This is a genomic window from Mariniblastus fucicola, from assembly GCF_008087665.1.
Classification (GTDB): Bacteria; Planctomycetota; Planctomycetia; order Pirellulales; family Pirellulaceae; genus Mariniblastus; species Mariniblastus fucicola.
Map to the genome: position 1 here is coordinate 3255458 of NZ_CP042912.1, position 20179 is coordinate 3275636.

16 protein-coding genes are annotated in these 20179 nt (G+C 53.4%); 11 read left to right on the forward strand and 5 right to left on the reverse strand.

Features of this window, described 5'->3' with window-relative positions; translation table 11 throughout:
- Window positions 1–53 precede the first annotated feature (53 nt).
- The 5 genes from MFFC18_RS12010 to MFFC18_RS12030 all read left to right on the forward strand — a co-directional run bounded on the left by MFFC18_RS12010 (window position 54) and on the right by MFFC18_RS12030 (window position 8344).
- Window positions 54–4724 (forward strand): SdrD B-like domain-containing protein, encoded by a 4671-nt coding sequence (locus MFFC18_RS12010; protein ID WP_075085022.1) that lies wholly within the window; start codon window positions 54–56, stop codon window positions 4722–4724.
- A gap of 266 nt (window positions 4725–4990) precedes the next feature.
- Complete coding sequence (locus MFFC18_RS12015) at window positions 4991–6202, forward strand: 5-(carboxyamino)imidazole ribonucleotide synthase (RefSeq protein ID WP_084417190.1); 1212 nt, start codon at window positions 4991–4993, stop codon at window positions 6200–6202.
- Window positions 6203–6213: 11 nt separating this feature from the next.
- A complete protein-coding gene (locus MFFC18_RS12020) occupies window positions 6214–6726 on the forward strand; it encodes an acyl-CoA thioesterase (RefSeq protein WP_084417189.1) in 513 nt (170 codons plus the stop codon).
- 292 nt (window positions 6727–7018) lie between these two features.
- Window positions 7019–7981: a DUF1573 domain-containing protein gene (locus tag MFFC18_RS12025; RefSeq protein ID WP_157665174.1), complete on the forward strand. Its 963-nt coding sequence runs from the start codon at window positions 7019–7021 to the stop codon at window positions 7979–7981.
- 6 nt (window positions 7982–7987) lie between these two features.
- Window positions 7988–8344 carry a gamma-glutamylcyclotransferase family protein gene (locus MFFC18_RS12030; protein WP_084417188.1) on the forward strand — a complete coding sequence of 119 codons (357 nt, stop codon included), beginning with the start codon at window positions 7988–7990 and terminating at the stop codon, window positions 8342–8344.
- A 290-nt stretch (window positions 8345–8634) separates the two neighbouring features.
- Here MFFC18_RS12030 and MFFC18_RS12035 read toward each other — a convergent pair whose 3' ends face one another.
- The 3 genes from MFFC18_RS12035 to MFFC18_RS12045 all read right to left on the reverse strand — a co-directional run bounded on the left by MFFC18_RS12035 (window position 8635) and on the right by MFFC18_RS12045 (window position 11268).
- Complete coding sequence (locus MFFC18_RS12035; RefSeq protein ID WP_075085017.1) at window positions 8635–10047, reverse strand: tRNA modification GTPase; 1413 nt, start codon at window positions 10045–10047, stop codon at window positions 8635–8637.
- Entirely contained in the window at window positions 10038–10274 is a 237-nt protein-coding gene (locus tag MFFC18_RS12040) for a hypothetical protein (RefSeq protein WP_238381287.1), read from the reverse strand. Before MFFC18_RS12040 ends, MFFC18_RS12035 begins: the two co-directional genes overlap by 10 nt.
- 265 nt (window positions 10275–10539) lie before the next feature.
- Entirely contained in the window at window positions 10540–11268 is a 729-nt protein-coding gene (locus MFFC18_RS12045) for a DUF536 domain-containing protein (protein WP_075085016.1), read from the reverse strand.
- Window positions 11269–11396: 128 nt separating this feature from the next.
- On the opposite strand from MFFC18_RS12045, the gene MFFC18_RS12050 reads away from it, so the two are divergent.
- From MFFC18_RS12050 to MFFC18_RS12075, 6 genes are all read left to right on the forward strand, one after another.
- Window positions 11397–12389: an RluA family pseudouridine synthase gene (locus MFFC18_RS12050; RefSeq protein ID WP_084417186.1), complete on the forward strand. Its 993-nt coding sequence runs from the start codon at window positions 11397–11399 to the stop codon at window positions 12387–12389.
- A 227-nt stretch (window positions 12390–12616) separates the two neighbouring features.
- Window positions 12617–12859 carry a hypothetical protein gene (locus tag MFFC18_RS12055; RefSeq protein WP_148618833.1) on the forward strand — a complete coding sequence of 81 codons (243 nt, stop codon included), beginning with the start codon at window positions 12617–12619 and terminating at the stop codon, window positions 12857–12859.
- Window positions 12856–14235, forward strand: a complete 1380-nt coding sequence (locus MFFC18_RS12060) for a hypothetical protein (RefSeq protein WP_075085014.1) — start codon at window positions 12856–12858, stop codon at window positions 14233–14235. The genes MFFC18_RS12055 and MFFC18_RS12060 overlap by 4 nt, the downstream gene beginning before the upstream one ends.
- Window positions 14236–14273: 38 nt before the next feature.
- Window positions 14274–15110 (forward strand): hypothetical protein, encoded by an 837-nt coding sequence (locus MFFC18_RS12065; RefSeq protein ID WP_075085013.1) that lies wholly within the window; start codon window positions 14274–14276, stop codon window positions 15108–15110.
- A 3-nt stretch (window positions 15111–15113) separates the two neighbouring features.
- Complete coding sequence (locus MFFC18_RS12070) at window positions 15114–16124, forward strand: ABC transporter ATP-binding protein (RefSeq protein ID WP_075085012.1); 1011 nt, start codon at window positions 15114–15116, stop codon at window positions 16122–16124.
- Window positions 16121–17941 (forward strand): ABC transporter permease, encoded by a 1821-nt coding sequence (locus tag MFFC18_RS12075; protein ID WP_075085011.1) that lies wholly within the window; start codon window positions 16121–16123, stop codon window positions 17939–17941. The genes MFFC18_RS12070 and MFFC18_RS12075 overlap by 4 nt, the downstream gene beginning before the upstream one ends.
- 723 nt (window positions 17942–18664) lie before the next feature.
- Here MFFC18_RS12075 and MFFC18_RS12080 read toward each other — a convergent pair.
- Window positions 18665–19549, reverse strand: coding sequence for an IS3 family transposase (locus MFFC18_RS12080; protein WP_148618834.1), 885 nt, complete (start codon window positions 19547–19549; stop codon window positions 18665–18667).
- Window positions 19546–19851 carry a transposase gene (locus tag MFFC18_RS12085; RefSeq protein WP_075082665.1) on the reverse strand — a complete coding sequence of 102 codons (306 nt, stop codon included), beginning with the start codon at window positions 19849–19851 and terminating at the stop codon, window positions 19546–19548. The genes MFFC18_RS12080 and MFFC18_RS12085 overlap by 4 nt, the downstream gene beginning before the upstream one ends.
- Window positions 19852–20179 lie beyond the last annotated feature (328 nt).

Below are 20179 nucleotides of genomic sequence, written 5' to 3' on the forward strand. Positions count from 1 at the left end.
TTCATTGAACGCCCGTTCAGGATGAACTGGCTTCCCTTACAGGAGGTAATCCGTTGAGCCTTTTAAACAAACTTTCAAGCCAGTTTTTTGGAACCTCAAAGCCGTCCGGCACCAGTCCCGCCAAAGAAGACGGTCAGCGTCGTTGCCGGTTCGAGGTGCTTGAAGAGCGCCGTGTGCTTTCGGCCGATCCAGTGATTGCCGGAGTCACTTATTTCGAAGGCGACGAAGGGCAGGACTCCACACCTGACTATTTCGAAGTCAGTTTCGAAGGCGGTGCCGACACGACTCAGTTGACTCAGTTTACCATTAACGGCGACCAGGACAGCGACGGTCAGCTTTCTGATGGCGACATGTTCTTCGACGTTGGCGAAGGGCAGCCAGGAACTGGCGGTTACCATGCATTCGAATTCGACGCGGCAAACAGTTCAGGTGTATCGGCAAGCGACATCAAAGGTTTTTCAGTGTCCAGCGACGGACTGCTGTTGACGGTTGAGGTCGACAACTTCGAAGCCGGCGACATCTTCGCTTTCACTATCGATGTGGACGAAGTCGAACGGCTTCGCGTCGATAAAATTGCCTCCGGCGTCGAGTTCGAAGGTTCGTTCTTCAACGCGACTTTCGCCGATCAACATTACAATTTCGAAGATCGCTCGGTCGCGATCGATGCGACTCTTGAAGACGGTTACGTACAGCCGCAGCAAGAGGGTGTCTTTTACGACGAATACGACGCGCTCTATTCGGAAGGTCAATCTGTCGCGCAAGCAGCAATCAACTTGCCTGCCGACAACTCCGATGGCCAATCTGACAGAACGGCGGGTGCAATCGACGCTTATGACCTTGTCGCCAAACCGATTTCGATTTCCGGAACCGTTTACCACGATGAAGATCTCGATTGCGTGCACGATAGCGACGAAGACGGCATTGCCAATGTCAGCATCGAGTTGCAGCAGCTAAATCCGACCACCGGTGTGTACGAAGTCGTCGCGACGACAACCACGGACGCCAACGGTGACTATGAGTTTGGCAAAGAGCTTGGTCTCATGCCCGGAGATTATCGACTGGTCGAAACGCAGCCCAACGGTTACCTCGACGTTGGTGCAGAATCAGGCTCTGAAGGCGGAGATGTCGTCAATGACCGGGACGGAGCGCCAAACGTCATTGGAAATATTAATGTCGAACTGGGCAACACAGCGGCTACGGATTACGATTTCAAAGAAGTTCGGCCTGCTCAACTCGAAGGCAACGTGTATCACGACGCCAACGACAACGGCGTGCAGGACGCTGGCGAAGAAGGGATTGCCAATGTGCTGATTCAGGTGACTCGGGTTGGCGCAAAAGGTGATCTGGCAGTCGATCCATTCGCTGATACGACTCCGATATTTGTACGCACCGATGCCGCCGGGCATTACAGCGTCGATGGCTTGCCGCCCGGGATCTACGAAGTCATCGAAATCAACAGCTATCCTGGCGAAGTCGATCCTCTGGCTGCCTACATCGACGGTAAAGACGCTCTCGGAGAAGTCGGCAACGCAAAAACCGGTACTCAAAAGAACGACCAGTTTAGCAACGTCGAACTTTGTGCAGACGACCATGGCGTTGAGTACAACTTCGGTGAGCTCAAGCCCGCTTCGATCAGTGGCTACGTTAGCGTCGACGTTCCGGGGCAGAGCAAGCTTGGTCCGAACGATCCTGACTTCAAACCCATCGAAGGCGTTACCATTCAGCTGCTTGACGACAGCGGCAACGTTATCGAAACGACAAAAACTGATGCCACTGGGCAGTACGAATTTGACGGCCTCGCGCCCGGATCGTACTCCGTCGTCGAAATTCAGCCAGAAGGCTACTACGACGGTGGCGACGTTGTCGGAACGGTTGCCAACAAGACTGCTGGTGTGTTGGCGAACGATCGATTCAGCAACATCGTTCTGGGATCTGGTCAAAGCGGGACTCGCTATGATTTCTGCGAGCTTGAGCCAGCTTCGATCAGTGGTTTCGTTAGCGTCGACGTGCCAGGGCAGAGCAAGCTAGATCCTTCCGATCCAAATTTCAGGCCCATCGAAGGCGTTACCATTCAGTTGCTCGACGAAAGCGGCAACCTTGTCAAAACAACAAAGACCGACGCCAGCGGACAGTATCAGTTCAATGACCTTGAGCCTGGCACTTACTCCGTCGTCGAAGTCCAGCCAGAAGGTTACCTCGATGGCGGTGACGTTGTCGGCGGCGTGGCCAACAAAACGGTTGGCACACTGCTGAATGATCGATTTGATAATATCGTCGTCGGATCGGGCCAGGCGGGAACTCGATACGATTTCTGCGAGCACGAACCTGCTTCGATCAAGGGGACGGTTTATCATGACCGCAACGACAATGGTCGTCAGGACTCGGGCGAAGAAGGTATCGCCAATGTGCTGATCGAGCTCATGGACGCAGATGGTAACGTGTTGCAAAGCACAAAGACTGACGCCAATGGAGATTACTGCTTCGAAGACTTGCTGGCCGGCGAATACATGATCGCCGAAACTCAGCCTGGCGATTATCTTGACGGAAAAGAAGCACTCGGGTCGCTCGGTGGACAATCCAAGCCAGACGCTTTCAATGTAACGGTCGTCGGTGGTGACGCTGGCGTGAACTACGATTTCGGTGAGCTGTTGCCGGGAGCGATTACAGGTTACGTGCACACCGATGACAACGAAGACTGTGTGTTTGACGAAAGCCAGGGCGAACTTCCGCTGGCCAACGTGACATTGGAGTTGCTTGATGCGGATGGCAAAGTCATCGCCACGACAACGACTGACGATCGCGGATTCTATCAGTTCACGGGGCTCGAGCCGGGAACTTATTCCGTTCGCGAAACTCAGCCAGACGACTTCTTCTCTGTCGGCGAAAAGGCCGGAAGCGGAAACGGAGACGCGACTTCGAACTTGCTGTCCAACATTGAAGTCGGATCAGGACAACGTTTGACTGACTACAACTTCTGCGAGCAGGCTCCGGCCGAGATTCATGGTCGGGTCTGGGAAGACGGTCCGGCTTTCGAATCGGAAGACGGCACATTGCCCGACGACTATCGCGATCTTCGTGACGGAGTTTACACCGCTGGAGTCGACACGCCGATCGAAGGCGTTCGCATGGAGCTGTACTATTATTTCGATCCGAACGGACAATTCCAACCGCGTCCGGTCAAGCTCAGCGAAGTCATGTCGGACTACTACACGCACATGGATTCGTCCGACCCTGATGCAGGTGTCTACGTTGAGACGATGGCAGACGGCGAGTACTGGTTCCAGGGGCTGAAGCCTGGTAGCTATGTCGTTCTCGAAGCACAGCCTGAAGGTTACGCGGACGCGAACGACATTCCCGGACCGACGCAAAACGGATCTTCTGGCGTATCGTTCAACACGCAGACAGAAGTGCAGGGTGCTGTTTCAGCACTGACGCAGACTTTCAGTGCGGCTCAACTTCAGGATACCGTCGCGAACATCGTTGTCGACGCTGGAGGCATCTCAACGCAGAACAACTTCACCGAAGTCCGTTCGATCGTTGTCACGCCGCCAGTTGATCCTCCGAACAATCCGAATCCAGGAAACCCAACCACACCGGCTACTCCGAACAATCCGGTGCGACCGAATCCGGGCATCACCGGATTCCCAGGGCTTGCAGGAGCACAGTCTGGAAACTTTATCTCGATCGTCGGTGCTGCTGGAGGACAACAGTTCGAGCCGCAAGCCGAAGATGGTGCTTACAGTTGGCACTTGAGTGTCATCAACGCCGGGCAGCCTCGTGCCGCCGGAACGGAAGCCGCTGATTCAGATTCAGTTTGGCAACAAGCCGGTTTCATTTCTGATTCGGATTGGAACCGGTTCGATATGGACGACGCCTCGTGGACGTTTACGACGACCACCAACGATGAAATCCTGGCCAAGGAAGACGGTTCGATCCACTTCGGCGTCATCGGCGGAATCCCATTGGCGGGAGACTTCGACGGCAACGGAATCGATGAAGTCGCGATCTACAAAGACGGTTATTGGATGATCGACATCAACCGCAACGGGAAGTGGGATCGAAATGACCTGCTTGCCAAGCTTGGCGACAGCGAAGATCGACCCGTGGCAGGAGACTGGGACGGTGATGGCAAAGACGACATCGGAATTTACGGTCCAATGTGGGCGAGGGATCCTGAAGCGATCGAGCACGAGCCTGGTCTTCCGAACCCGGACAACAGCCCTTACACACGCCCGAAAAACGTTCCGCCACAAATCACGGACGCCACCAATGGTTCGCGTGTGATGAAGCTGACCAGCTTTGGACGCGAACAGTCCGATGTGGTTGATCATGTCTTCGGGCTTGATGATGACGACAAAATCCCGGTGACCGGTGATTGGAACGGTAACGGCGTTCGCTCGATTGGAACTTTCCGCGACGGTGTATGGGACATGGATGTCAATGGTGACGGACGCTTCGACCACCTCGATAAATCAGTCCGCTACGGGCAAACGGGAGACGTGCCTGTCGTTGGCGACTTCAACGGCGATGGCATCGAAGAAATCGCGATTTACCGCAACGGTACGTGGATCATCGACTCCAACGGAAACGGCGAACTGGACATCACGGATCGAACGTTCGAGCTCGGTGGCGTGAATGACAAGCCAGTTGTTGGCGACTGGGATGGCGACGGCGTTGATGAGCCGGCGATTTACCACGAGCAAGAGTGGACTGAGTTCAACTAAGGATAAGTCGGTCGAAGCCGGCCAGAGGTGGCATGCAGCGCGCGATCGTTTTGGTCGAAGTGCTGGCTGATCCGATGGCTGGCTCTTTGCAGGTTTGTGAACGAACCTGTTGTCGACTGAGGTGAGGATCATGCCCAAATTGAACGGCTGATCGACCGCTGGAAAGCGAGGCTGCACTTGATTTCAAGGGTTGGCTACTTGCTGCGAGCGGCAACAGTTGCCAGAATAGGCCGCTTCATCACGAAGACGAATTCTGCGGCATTTTGATGCCTGAAACTGCCATGACGGGAAACGAGAATTCTGCGGCCTCGCCACTTCCAGAGGGCTCCACGATCGGGCTTGTCGGGGGAGGGCAGTTGGGGATGTTCTTCACTCAGGCTGCTCAACGTTTGGGCTATCGCGTTTGCTGTTTTTGTAATCACGAAGAAGAGCCTGCGGCGAAATTTGCGGACGTTGTCGTGTGTGGAGCTTTCTCGGACCGACAAGCCATCGAGGAGCTGGTCTCCAATTGCGATGTCGTGACTTACGAATTCGAATCGATTCCGCCAGAGACGTTGGCGATGATCGCTGCTCGTACTCGACTGATGCCATCGTTGGAAGTCGTGCAGACGACTCAGGATCGTGCGCTCGAGAAAACGTTCCTGCGTGAACACCGTATACCGACTTCTGAATTCCGCGTCGTCAAATCGCTAGCTGGACTGAGCGAATCTCTGCAGCAGCTCAATGGTGCCGCAGTTTTGAAAACGGCTCGCGATGGCTACGACGGAAAAGGGCAGTGGAAACTTCGGGGCGATGAAACGCCTGAGCAACTCGGATCAATCTGGAACGAGGTCTCAGATCGAAAGTGCACGTTGGAGCGATTGGTCGATTTGCAAAAAGAGGTTTCCATGATCGTCGCCGGCGATCAACACGGAAACATCAAAACGATTGGTCCGATGTGCAATCAACACGTCAATCATATTTTGGACACGACGTGGGTGGACCACTCTTGCGAAGATTCAATTGGAACGCGGACTCGTGAGCTCTCAATTGAGATCGCCAGGCACTTTGGGTTGGTCGGCACGTTTTGCGTTGAGTTCTTCATCAACACCGAAGGCGAAGTTCTGGTCAACGAGATCGCGCCTCGCCCGCACAATTCTGGCCATCTCACCATCGACGCTTTTTCTCTGTCCCAGTTTGACTTGCAGGCCTTGGCCGTATCCGGTCATGAAATCACGGAACCAATCGAGCTTGAGCCCGCGGTGATGGTGAATTTGCTTGGCGATCTGTGGCTGCAGCAAGAACCTGCCTTTGAAGCGGCGGCTGACGAATTGGACTGCGAAATATTTCTGCATCTTTACGGCAAGAAGGCCGCGCGAGCTGGAAGGAAGATGGGACACGCAACCATCGTTGCTGAGTCTTTGGATGCGGCGATAGAGCACGCGAAACGATATCGGCAACTGCTACATCACCGCGCTGCCGCGAATCACAACTCCTGAAAGTAACGTTGATGTCCCGAAAAGAAGTTCCGATGCGCCGGTCCTACGCCGTGCAGGAAAATATTGTGTTGCCCGGCGACACGAACATGCACAACACAATGTTCGGTGGTCTGTTGATGAAACACATCGACGAAACCGCAGCGATCTCGGCCAGACGGCATTCGAAATGCCCTGTGGTTACTGCGTCCAATGATGGCGTGCACTTTCATCGACCGATCCAGAACGACGACATCGTGAAGCTTGAATCATTCGTGTGCTCGGTCGGCCGGACTTCGATGGAAGTGTTTATCAAGATCTCGACAGAGCAATCGCATACCGGCGATGTGGAGCTGGCAGCGATCTCATACCTGACGTTCGTGGCTTTGGGCGATGACGGCAAACCGACCGAAGTCCCGCTACCTGTCCCCGACAGCGACGAAGAAAAATTGGTGCACCAGGATCGGGCAACCAGGAAAGAAATGCGGCTTAAAAAGCGTGAAGAAACCAACGCTTTGATCAATTCGCTGAGTCTGAGTCAATCTTGAAGGTTTGCGGAGTTTACGCAAAACTGGTGGGAGAGAGAGCCCTTCCGTACCAGCTAACTTCAATAGTGACGTCCGACGCATGAAAAGCCGATACTTTTGGTTAGCCAAGGCACCCTCGGATCCTGCGGGTTGAAACAGAGCCTTGCACTGTTAAGTTTACACTGCACATTTCGTAGATAAATCGAGTCAAATTTCGATGAATCGGATCGCCATCAAGACGTTCGCCTTCGTTGCACTAATATTTGTATGCAGTTTCAGCTCGCAAGCGCAGGCCCAGGAATGGGCTCGTAAAATGCTGACTGAGTACTCGCATGATTTCGGAGAGGTCAACAAGGGCGATATGCCCGAGTACCGCTTTGAGATTAAGAACATCTATCAGGAGCCGATTAACATCGCTCAGGTGTTCTCAAGCTGCGGTTGCACGCAGGTATCAGTTTCCAAACGCCAATTGAAATCGTGGGAAACCGCAGAGATCATTTGCCGTTTCAACAGCAAGCCATTCAACGGATTCAAGCAGGCGACCGTCACCGTTCGTTTTGGTCAGCCGATGGTCGGCGAAGTCCAGCTTACGGTCAAAGGCACCATCGTGAACGCGGTCCGCGTCAATCCGGAGTCCATCGATTTCGGTCAGGTCTCGCGTGGTAAAAATCCTGTCTTTAATACGACGATCACCGGGCCGGCAAACTCGCCGTTTCAAATTATTGATATCAAGAGCACGTTTCCGCATGTCGGTGTTTCGCTGCAGCAGCCAGTTCGCACGGCCAGCAATCAAATTCAATACACGATGCAAACGCGTTTGAAGGATTCTGCTCCTGACGGATACAGTCAGGGCGATTTGTTCATCGTTGTTCAGGACGGCACGTCTCGGCGTCAGATTCCGCTGAAGTTTTCCACGCGAGTTGCTTCTGCGATCAAGCTCAGCCCTTCCGTGATTACCTTGAACAATGTTGAACCTGGCGAGAAGATAAAAAAGACTGTTGTCATCCGTGCTGATGAGCCTTTCAAGATTACCGACGTCAAATGCCGCACGAAAGCGTTTCGTGTTTCAGCCAAAAAATCAGGGATGAGCAAAACGCACATCGTGGATGTTTCTTACACGGGTGAAGAAGGCAAAACTGGAAAGCACGAGTGCGAACTGACTTTCTACACGACCCTTGGCGATGAACCCGCGGGCAAGATCAAAGCGATCGTAGAATTTTCGAGTGATGAAGTCTCGGTGGATGACTCCGAACCGCTCCTGATTTCAGACCGCTAGTCGCTGATGTATCGGGTTTTCGTTTACGGTACGCTCAAGCGTGGTTTTTGCCGCCACTCGGCTCTTGAATCGCAGAAGTTTCTCGGAGAAGCGGCGACCGAGCCCGGATATATGCTGTACGATCCTGGCGACTATCCTGGAATGGTTCGGTGCGAGCAGGGAAGGGCGATTGAAGGAGAACTTTTCGAGGTTGATCACGCTTGCCTTCTGAATCTTGACTTGATCGAGGGCGTGGATGAAGGATATTACAGTCGCGAACCGGTTCGGCTGATGCCGCCTTGGCGTGACGAATCGGCAATGACTTATCTTTACCAGAAACCGATCGATGGTTTCTCAGCAATTCGCGGTTGGCATTCTCGCTGACCACAACAATCTGTTTTAACATTTAAGAGACTGATCTGATGACCATTTTGCGTAGCGGACCCAGCAAGAAGTATTCAAATAACTGGTCTTCCGCGTTCGGGAAGAAAAAGTCCACCAAGGCGACAGCTAAAAAGAGCAAGTCTGCCAAAAAGGCGACCAAGGCCAAAAAGACTGCCAAGAAAAAATAGTCGCTTGAGTTTGACCGCGGCAATCGCAAAAGTTGGCAGCGGAGGATCGGATCGAGACGCGATTGCGATTCCGTGTGACCCCGCGCCATCATTGCTGACGAATCATTTTCCGATGCAAAATTTGCCGAACACGACGTCCAGAATATCGTCCGTGTAAATCGTCCCGACCACCAGCCCGATACAATCCAGGGCTGAGCGGACTTCCGACGCGACGACTTCCTCGCCAATGCCGCTTTGGGCCGCGGACAACGCTGATTCAATGGCAGATTGTGCCTCTTCCAGGCTCTGACCGGTTCGCAGCATTGTTGACCCTACGACAGCCGATTCTGCCGACTGTGAATCAGAAGCAGCCTGAGCAATTCGTTGTTGGAGTTGTTCGGCACCTCTCGCCGTTTCAGAGCTGGAGGCGATGATTTCCACCGCCGGGACCAACCGTTGGGTCTGCTGAACTTTTGCCGCGACCTCATCCGCGTCGACCTGATCGATCTTGGTCAGCACGACAATTGTCGAATCGAGCGGAAATGATTGCAGTTGGTGAAGCTGTGACTCAACGTCGGCCGCAGAGTCCGCTGCCGAGATGCAAACCAGTGCGAGGTCGCATTGCCGGATCTCATCCGCGCGGTGCTGTTGCGATGCGGCGGCGATCGAACTGGCGTCTTCGATTTGCTCCAGCCCAGCCGTATCGACAAGCTCGAGGCGCTGCCCGTCGATTTCGCAAACTGCACTCACGCGATCAGTCGTTGTACCTTGAATGTCGGAAACGATCGCCAATTCCTTGCTCGCCAGAGTGTTGAACAGACTGCTTTTTCCGGCGTTTGGCAAACCGAACAGGCCAACGCGAAAACGATCGTTACGGCTGTCGCGGCTCGTGAGCTGGAGCAGCAGAGCTTCAATTGAACCGAGTGCCGAAGTGAGTTTTGCGATCATCGCCTCGTTGCTGATGAACTCGATGTCTTCTTCCACAAAATCCAGTCCAGCTTCGAGTTCCGCTAACGCAGCGATCAGTTCGGTTCTCGTTGCGTCGAGCCGACTTCCCATGCCGCCTGCAAGCTGATCAATCGCAACGTCCAGCTGCTTTCGATTTTTCGCGTCGATCACGGCCAAGACCGCTTCCGCCTGAGTCAGATCCAGCCGGCCTGACAGAAAGGCTCGCATCGTGAATTCGCCAGGTTCGGCTGGCCGAGCGCCGTAGCGACAGAGTTCGTTGACTGCTAGTTCGAGCACCGGAGGCGAACCGAAGGTGTGAAATTCGGCCGACGGCTGCTTGGTAAAGCTTCGTTCTGTCGGCCACAGGAGCAGGTTGCCGGGGATGTTGACGCCAGACACCGACAAGCTGCCCGGAATTGAGTCTGTTTGCCTCGTTGACGCGATATCGCAACCGCTGTCGGAGCGAAAAACTTGCGAGACGCATTGCACCGTCGCGGGTCCGGATAGCCGGACGATGCCGCGAATGCCCGGACCATGTGGCGAAGCGACTGCAACGATGGTGTCTTCGTGGCTTTGGCTTACGCCCACTCGAAACCAGTCTGTTTCTTGATGCGTTCTTCGAAATCGCCAAGCAGTCCGCCGATCACGTCCCACTTTAGTTCGCGACGCACTTCGATGTCGCCATGTTGGTTGACGCGAACGATGGAATGATCATCGACACCGGCACCCGAAAGCTCCTTCAGCTCTTTTTCATCCAGCATCGATTCCAGCGTCGAGCCAGTCATTTCGATGAACTTCATTTTCTTCTCAGCCATTTCGATTTCTTGTAGACGCAACGCACCGGGGCACTGCCTGAAAACATTGTAGCATGAGACCTTCGAAAGCTTCCAGCAAAACGCGTCGCCGGAATCGTGAAAATTGAACGAGTGTGAAGGTGGTCGAAGTTCAGCGAGAACTGGAACTTATGTATCGCGAAATGATCAACGGCGAGCCTTAAATGATCAACGGCGAGCCTTAAGAATGCGGACTTCCGAATCAGTCGACCAGAAACGCACTTAAAGCACTTGCGGCTTCCAGCCCTTAACCCTGATTCACTCGGCCTTCAATCGTCACTTCTGAGTGAACCGAATCGGCAGAACGTCCAGTGTCGATGTTTTCTTCAAGATGAAGTTTCAACTGCAGCGTTTCGCGATTCGCGTCTGAAGAATCTTCCGTCAACTGTTGGACAGCGTCGACGACCTGAGTCAGTTTCGCGATGTGCTGATCCTGCTTCATGACTCGATCATTAATCCAATCCAGCAGATCCCGTTCAGAAAGCTTCAACTCGTCCTTGACCTGAGTGATGGTCGATTTGCCGGACAAGATCCGCTCGATGACTCCCTCGCGAAACTTTTGCGAATACCGTGCCGCGCGAGCCTTTCGAACCAGAAGAGAATCGTCGCTGCGAGTCACATTGCCGACATGCTCGAAACTAGACTCCCCGTCGGACGCAGAATCAAGAGACGGATCGAGAACCCGAGTGGCTTTCTTTCGTCGGAACAACAAACCAAATCGCTGCGTTGGATCGTTTCGGTCTGGCCACGCCACGATGTCATTCATCGTCGTCGAAGTCACATCAGTCGTGACTTCCGGATCCGGTCGCTTGATGCGAAACGAGTTTTTCTCGCATCCGCAACAATGCCAACTACCCAGCGGCAACGAGTTCGCGAAATTCAGAAAGCGGTTCATCAGCCGAAAGACTGGCCACTGGAAATAGAGAACGTGCGGGACGTTTCGGAGGCACTGTTTGCAGAACCCGATCTTTTTCATCGATCCATGAATCCCGAATAAGCTTTAAACAACCATGACACCGCATCATGCAGATGTCGCCACGCCTCGTATGCTATTAATATAACCGCAAATCACTGTAACTCCCAAGCTGAGATCCTGCGAAATTTATGGAAATTGAACCAGAACGTGAGCCAAATCTCGCCAGAACGATCGTTGTTGCGCCGGAAGAAGACCAGCAGCGGCTCGATTCTTTCCTGGTTTCACATTTTTCGAAGCACAGCCGCGTACGTTTGCAGCGTGCGATTGCCAAGGGAGACGTGTTGGTCGATGGAAAGAAAGCGAAATCGTCGACGAAGCTAAAGCCTGGCCAATCGGTTGTCTGCGAGCCGATTGAAGCGCCGACGGAAGGTCCGATCCCCGAAGACATTCCCCTGGATTTGATCTTCGAGGACGAGCACATGATCGCGATCAACAAGCCGCCGTTGATGGTCGTGCATCCCGCCAAGGGCCATTGGTCAGGCACGCTGACTGCCGCGTTGGCGTTCCATTTTAAGTCGCTCAGTTCAATCGGCGGTCCAACGCGTCCGGGCATTGTGCATCGTCTCGACAGAGACACCAGTGGCGTCATCCTGGTCGCCAAAACTGATCAGGCTCATGCTGCGTTGGGCAAACAGTTTCAGGATCGAACGGTGGAGAAAGAGTACCACGCGATCGTCACGCCGGCTCCAGATCGAGATCGAGACGTGATCGACAAACCGATTGGGAATCATCCGTATCAGCGTGAAAAGAAAGCCATTCGTGAAAATCACTCGTCGAGTAGAGCAGCCGTTTCGATGTACGAAGTCCTCGAGCGGCTCAACGGTTTCGCACTCGTTGCCGTCAAACCGAAAACCGGTCGCACGCATCAGATCAGAGTCCACATGGCGCATGTCGGTTGTCCGGTTGCTTGCGATCGACTGTACAGCGGGAGAGCGCGGCTAACGGGCAACGATCTCAATCGGGACGGAGACGAGACCGTGCTGCTGGACCGCCAGGCTTTGCATGCCAGAAAAATTGGCTTCGACCATCCGGTCTCCGGCGAAAGAATGTTGCTCGAAAGCAAGTTCCCGGCGGACATGACACGACTGTGGGAAGCCATCAAAACTCGCAAAATGGATTAGCGATGCGATTGGTTCCGTCTCGAATCGTCAGCGCCAGTTCGGCCAGCTCAAATCAGAACTTGATTGCCAAAATTAATCCAAGATCGCGAGCGAAAAACCGAAACGGGCTACGATCGCACAACGCTGAAAAAATCTCGCTATAATTTTCCCGATGAGCCAGTTGCAACTCCGTCGTCACTTCTGTGACGTTCTTGAAATCAACTGATGGTTCGGAGGGAGAGAATGTCGTGAAGTTTACAATCACACAGATGCTCTACGGCATGGTCGTGTTCGCGGTCATCGCCGCCGTGATCGGTGCCGGAGCCAACGGCAGCCCACTGGCTTACGGGTTGGGGCTCTCGATGTTGCTGAGCTTTGTGTACTTTCTGTTCTTCGCGGCGCTCTATTGGGCAGCCTCGCTTATGTCAGGCCGTACGCAAGAACCAAGGGCTGACTCGTCGCATGAAGTCGTTTCGGAGACGGAATCATGAAAGCTCCACCGTCGCATCGCTTCGCCTTTGCACTCGCATTCGCAATGTCGGTCGCCGTTCTCTCAATGGCGAATCATTGCCAGGCTCAAACGGCACGACCTGCCTACAAGGTCGAGTACATCGATACTTGGCCGCGAACAAATCAGATCAAATACATTCGCGTCAGCATAACGTCGCTAAATGGAATCGCTTCCGAAGATCTGGATTTCTATGTTGTCGGTGTAACGACAGGCAACAGTATCGGCACAAGGGTTTCGACAAAGGTGTCGATTCGCAAAGGCGACACGTCCGCGACTGGTGAATTGTACATCCCGGCAGCCAGCGGCTATAACATGAGCCTCCACACTGAAATCGACGGTGACTTGCGATACAACCGTGGCGATTTCGCCTATCGGAACTACTACGACTACCACAATGTCGATTTGGACAATGGGCGGATCCCAACATTCGTCATCGCGTCATCTGAAATCGTGGCCGATGACAGTGTTAGCTACATTGCGATGAGTAGGGCCGTTTCGCCAAAGGTTCCGACGTTCACTCGTGCTGCCACCAGCGACGATTTCTTTTCGCTAAGCGATCTTGATCCGTGGTACACCAACGCAAATGCCAACGTTGGCGGAGGCAAAGATTTCGTTTCGCTAAACGGTTTCAGTTCGTCGCTCGTCGGAGCCATCTCGCTTGATAAACTTCCGTCACGTTGGTTTGGCTATGAAGGGTTAGGCTTTCTGATGATGACTCATTCCGACCTCAAAACGCTTGCCAAGACTCACCCCGGAAAAATGTTGGCCATCGAGCGTTGGGTCGCCGCGTCCGGGCGACTTGTGGTTCTGAACTGTGGCGACAAGTTGGAGAAAGCGGACGAAGTTCTAAGTCTTCTCGGCGACTCAAATTCGGACTTGCGAGCGAACCGCAGCAGCCTTTTTTACACCGAAGACGTCGACATGGAGAATGTCGACTTGGCCCGCGAAGCCGCATTGCTTGATGCGAATCGCAATTCGTCGTTCTACTACAACGGCATGGGGCAAACGGTCGATGAGGTGGAGGCGCCGGTTTTGATGAGTACTATGCGTGACTCGTTCGGCGCAACTATGAAAGCAGGAAGAGCCACGAATTTTCTGGCAGTTGATTTCGAGCTTGGGCAAGTCGTTTGTGTGTCCGATGTTGCCTCGGATTGGAAAACGGAAAAGACGCAGAACCTTGACCGTTGGGGAGCATTGGCTGGCTTTCTCAGCAGAACTCGCAAGTCCTCTGGCAGCGGAAACCGAGTCCTCCACGACAGGCCTTACCGAGAGTTTGGTTTCCCGGAGTTCGCTGAACCGCCGCGGTTTCTGTTTGAGTTTCGATTCTGCTATACCTCGTCGCCGTCGGGCCGCTAACGTTTTTCCTGCTCAAACGGAAACACAAGCTGAACTTGATGTTTGTCGTTGTGCCAATCATCTCTTCACTGTTCTGTGGCACCATTCTCGCCTACGCGGTCTTCGCCGAAGGTTTCGACACGCGAGTCAATCTGTATACCAACACTTGGCTCAACCAACGCTCCGGTCGCATGGCTACTTCCACGATCTCGCACGTCTATTCCGGCATGACTCCCTCGTTCTATCGCATAGAGGGTCCAGCCTACGGCATGGTAAATTTGCCTTACGGCGGTCGTCGCCAAAAGATTGACTGGACTGATTCAGGAGAACTCGTCTCCGATGGCGAAATTCGAGCTCGCACCAATCATCAACTGTTTACTCGCTGTGCCAATGAGGCCGATGGAAAGCTAACGTTCTCATTTTCGGGAACCGGTGACTCGCCCGCGGCTGCTGTGCGAAACGATTTCGATGTGGCCGTGCTTTCAGTTGCCTTTCGTTCCAAGGACTGCAAGTCCAATGAGGTTTGGTTTTGCGGTCGAGTGGGCCCGGGCGAGATTGGCCAAGCCGAGTTGATGGCGACACGTGAGGCCGCGAACGAAATGCTCAAAGAGATTCAATCTCGCGGCGAGGGAACGGTGTTTGCGCGAGGGTGGAATCTGAATAGCAGGTCCAGTCGCTACTACAGTCGTACGGAAATCGAGGACGTCGAAACTGCGAAGGTCGCTTCGGCCCTGGGCAACGATTACCGAATGCCGGAAACGTCGCTCAGAAACAGCTTACGGCGAGAGGACGGGCACGGCTTTGTCGCGCTGACGGATCGTAGCATCAATCACGTTCAGCCAATCGACGACGCGAAAGTCGAATGCGAGATTCATGTTGTCAGAGGAGTGAGGTAGCGCTTGAATTTTGCACCATCATCTGAAAAGCCTGACAACTCGCGGCCAGCGATTGAGTTCGACCAGTTAGTGCGGACATTTGGAAAAACAACGGCTGTGAATAGAGTCAGCTTCAAAGTTTTCCCCGGAGAGGTGTTTGGTTTCATTGGCCCCAACGGTGCCGGAAAAACGACCAGCATGAAGATCTTGTCCACGCTCGACACACCCGACTCCGGTTCGGCGAAAGTTGACGGGTTTTGCAGTGTCAATGATCCAGAACGCGTCCGACGTCGGCTGGGCTATATGCCAGACGGTTTCGGTGCATACGCGAACGTGACTTGCGAGGAATACCTCGATTTTTTCGCACGTTCCTACGGTCTCCGCGGCAAGGATCGCATTCACAGCCTGCGCAACGTAATGGGTTTCACCCAGCTTGACCAGATTGCTCAAAAGCCGATCACTGGTTTGTCGAAAGGTATGAAGCAGCGATTGTGCCTTGGCCGCGCTTTGATTCACAATCCCAAAGTTCTCGTTCTCGATGAGCCCGCGGCGGGACTCGACCCACGGGCTCGCATCGAACTACGCGAAATGATTACGGCGTTGGCCGACGACGGAAAATCGCTTTTGATTAGCAGCCACATTTTGACCGAGCTTGCAGAAATGTGTGATCGAGTCGCCATCATCGAACAAGGTGGATTGCTCGCGGTCGGTTCAGTTGAAGATATTCTTTCTGGCGACCACCAGAGAAGTTCCGAAGACACTACTGGCGGCCAGGTCGTAACCGAGTCGGGGCAACTGGTTGTTCAAATCCTCGGTGATGCCGGCGCGGCCAGAAGCTGGATCGAGAACGAACTTTCTCTGACCGTTCGAATCACAGGTAACAGTTTGCAGTTTCCTTTTTCTGGTTCGGCGGAGGACCAGGCAGCGTTGTTGCGGAAGATGGTCGATAGTGGAATCGCTGTCGTCAGCTTTTCCAATAAGCAGCGTTCGCTCGAAGACGCATTCCTGCACGTGACAAGAGGCCGAGTGCAATGAGCCAGCCAGAAGGAAGCAAACACAAAGGCGATGCAATTGATCGTAATGATGCGGTCCACTTTGAGAAAATCGAAGAGCATTCAGGCCCGATCCCAGGCAACGCTTCACTTGCCGGAGATTCTGGAGACGCGTCAGTCAGTGATTTTCTGGTCGCCAAAGAATCGTCAACAAGGCTCGATTCGTGGATTGATTGGATCAGCGATTTTTGCAGTTCCATTCTTGTTAAAGAAACACGCCAGGCGATCAAGAGTCGGCAGTTCTTCATGACATTCATGTTTCTGCTCGCCTTGATCGTGCTGTGGACTTTTTTCGCACTGTCACCGGCACGTGACAACTACGAAATCGAATCGCTTGGCTCGTTCATGCTTTGCGGATTTCTGTGGATATTGGGTGTCCCGCTCGTGCTCATTATTCCCTTCACGACATTTCGATCGTTGGCTCAGGAATACGAAGACGGCACCATCGATATGGTCATGATTACGACCATGAAGCCTTGGCAAATCATCGCCGGCAAGCTCGGAAGCGCGATGCTGCAGGTCCTTATCTATATGTCGATCCTGGCGCCATGCATATCATTTTGTTATCTGTTGCGCGGCGTCGATATATCACAGATTTGGTATTCGATCGGTGGCTCGCTGGTCGTTACCTTCGGGCTTTGCTGCCTCGCGATCGCCCTCGCCAGCGCCGCGGACACGGCACGGATCATTCAGGTGCTTTCCGTGCTCCTGATTCTCGCGTTGCTGTTTTGCGGATTTGTATGGTGCGGCCTTTCGTATGCAATCTGCTTCGAACCAGTATCGCAAAGCGATCAAGGGATCATGAATCTCTTATGGTCAGGCGCCGGGTTGGCGTGGATTTCGAGTGCCTTGGTTCTGTTTTGCGCCGCAACCGCCAGAATCGCATTCGCTTCCAGCAATCGTTCAACGCTCGTGCGAATCGGTGTCACCATTCAAGTCGTGCTGTTCGTCGGTTGGGTAATCGCTTCCATGACGGCTTTTGGATACAACAAATATGGATTCATGGTCGCTTCGGTCTTTGCGATGCACTACATGTTGCTCGTCGGAGGCATGATGCTTGGATGTCACCCTGGCATGTCGCCTCGCGTTCGCCGATCCCTTCCTCGAACACGGCTGAAACAATTGCTGTTCGGTCTATATATGCCGGGACCCGGAAGAGCCTTTCTGTTTGTCATCGGCCTCTCGGCGGGAATCTGCTCGACCCTGGCAATACTCGCCATCGGGCATGATTTGTTCGAAGTGAGCTTCGACATGGACATCCCGAATGCGGCTCGGAATCCCAACACTTTCGCCGGTGTTGATATTCAGTTTAGCCTGCTGACGATCCTGGCCAACTTTCTGTTTTTTCTGTTTTTCTTTTGCATCGCTTTCCTGATTTCGCGACTCTTCGCTCGACGTTCTGTTCATCGCAATCCGTTCGTGATCGAAATGGCATTCATCACTGCCATACCAGCCGCGATCGCGATCTTCAGCAGCTATGCCTTGGCTCCGGATGTCTTCGAAGACTTGCGATACGGATTTGATCTATCCCAGATCTTCAATTGGTATCGGGTGCAGTATCTCGCGGTTGAAGGCAACGTCGACGAAGCGATTCCTTACATGTTGATCGTCGGAATTCCTACTTTTACCATGCTCTACGTTTGCTTCCGGCTGTCCGCCCCTGAGCTGTCCGAGAGTCATACCGCAGTGCCGCAACGAGTTCTGGAAGAGAATGAAGCATTAAAGCGAGAACGGCTTTGGGGCGCTGACGCCGACGAGGAAACGATCGACGAAATTTTCGCAGTCGTTCGCTCAAACTAAGTTTCCAGCTGTGTCCGACTATTCGTCGTTCTAGAGGCGCTCCGAGGTCGAACATGCCGCTGACGGTGTCGATGCCCGCTGCCTCAGAGGAGCCCAGTGCCAAAAACGAGCCCACAAATCTGCAGTACAACTCTAGGCGTGAGTCTGCGAAAATTCGGTCCAAGAGGACTCCGCGAACATTGGTTTTAAAATCTCCTCCGCTTTCGGCATCCGGATCCTTTTCCTTAGCGGTCTGGCACCGAGTTTTGCCAATCTCTGCGCATTTGTTCCGGAACCGATACGGTAATTGCAAACGGCGTATTCAAAGCGGGTGTCGGGTGTCACTATGACAGCTTGACAGCGGAAACCGCGCAGAAACAGAGCTCACGAACCCAGAATTGGGCGAGTCTGGCACGCCACAGTTGTGCATTGGGGACACTGGCGACGAAAAAAATGACGGTCTTGGATGGATGGCATTGGGAAAGCTGAATGCTTCTGGTGATCGAACCATGACACAAGTCAGCAATTTCAATGATCCGATGGAGCCAGAAAGTGGCCGTTTGGGCAGCTTAAGCTAGGTAAGTATCGGCGTTATCCATCGGGTTGGATAACGTGGAGCCCAGGCTTCTGTATAACGTGGAGCTGAATTTGACTCGCTCGGAAAAAACCGATACAAAATGGTTCGTGCTTCCGCGTTATGCAGAAGTTTGCGATAGCCCAAGACCGGCGGACTCCGGTTTCATGTTAAGCAGCTAAAGCTGCACGATAGTTTCTTTCGAATTCTTCGGGCGTCTGGTATCCCAGAGTTTGATGAATTCTCTTCGAGTTGTAAAACGCCTCGATGTATTTGAAGACGCTCATGCGAGCCTCTTCAAGGTTTCCGTAGCGACGATGTTTCGTCCATTCGTGCTTCAGCGACCAGAAGAAGCGCTCCATGACGGCATTGTCGTAACAGCATCCTGTTCGGCTCATCGAGCACTGAATGTTCAGCGTGCGAAGAATTCCCTGAAACGCGTCGCTGGTGTACTGACAGCCTCGGTCGCTGTGATGAAGCAGCGTTCCGGACTCTGGCCGTCTGGATTCAATCGCTTTCCTCAAGGCTTCGGTAACGATCTGTGTCGTCAATCGATCGCTCATCTGCCAACCGACAACTTTGCGGCTGAACAGGTCCAGCACTACAGCGAGGTAAACCCAACCACCGGCCGTCGGCAAGTAAGTGATGTCTGCCACCCACTTGCGATTCGGAGCCTCGGCATCAAACTCCTGGGAGAGAAGATTCTCAGCAGGCTTTTTGTCAGGGTCTGACTTGGTCGTCGTTGGTTTGAACTGTCGCGAAACACAGCTTTTAAGCCCCATTTCTCGCATGGCTGTCGCTACCGTGTTGCGACAAGCCGTTTCCAGTTGAGCGTCGTTAGCAAGTTCCTCAGCGATCTTGTAGCTGCCGTAGATCTGCCCTGATTCTTCGTAGACCTGTTTCACAGATTCGCGAATCGCGCGAGAACGAACCGCACGTTTACTCTCGGGCCGATCAATCGAATCGTAGTAGCCGCTCTTGCTGACACCGAAGATTTCACACATCAGCGTGATGGAATACTGGTCGCGATGTTGTTTGATCCACGCGTACTTCACTGCGACTCCTTCGCGAAGTACGCCGTCGCCTTTTTTAGGATTTCACGTTCCAGTTCCGCACGCTTCAGCTGCTTGCGAAGGCGTTTGTTCTCTTCAAGAACCTGTTGCAGCGATGCCTCGGGACCGCAAGGTTCAGGCTCCGGAGCATACTTTCTATGCCAGTTGCGAAGGCTGTTCTCGTTGACATTGACGGCTTCAGCGGCGGCTCGAAACGAGTAGCCCTCACTGACGATCAGATTGACCGCATCACGCTTGAACTCTTCTGAAAAAATCCGGCGTGTGCGTTTTCCATTGCTTGACATTGCTTCCTCCAAAGCGGATTCTCGTATCTTCCGCCGGAGTCCGCCAGTCTTGGGCTATCGCAGTTTGTTAACGTTTCTTCAAAGATTATGCAGAAGAACTTCTGTATAACACTTGTTATCCTGCGGAAGCTGTATCGATTTGGCTTCGCAGATGGTGGGTTGCGGGAAGACAAAAAACGCCTGAAGTCGCACTCGATCGGAGACGACTTAACGCTTCTTCACACTTGAACGCGCGCCGACGTGCATTCGATGGTTGACGCTTGGCTCGAGCCAAAGTTCAAACAGATTCAACGATCGTTGCGTCGACATGCGGCAACGCGCACCGACG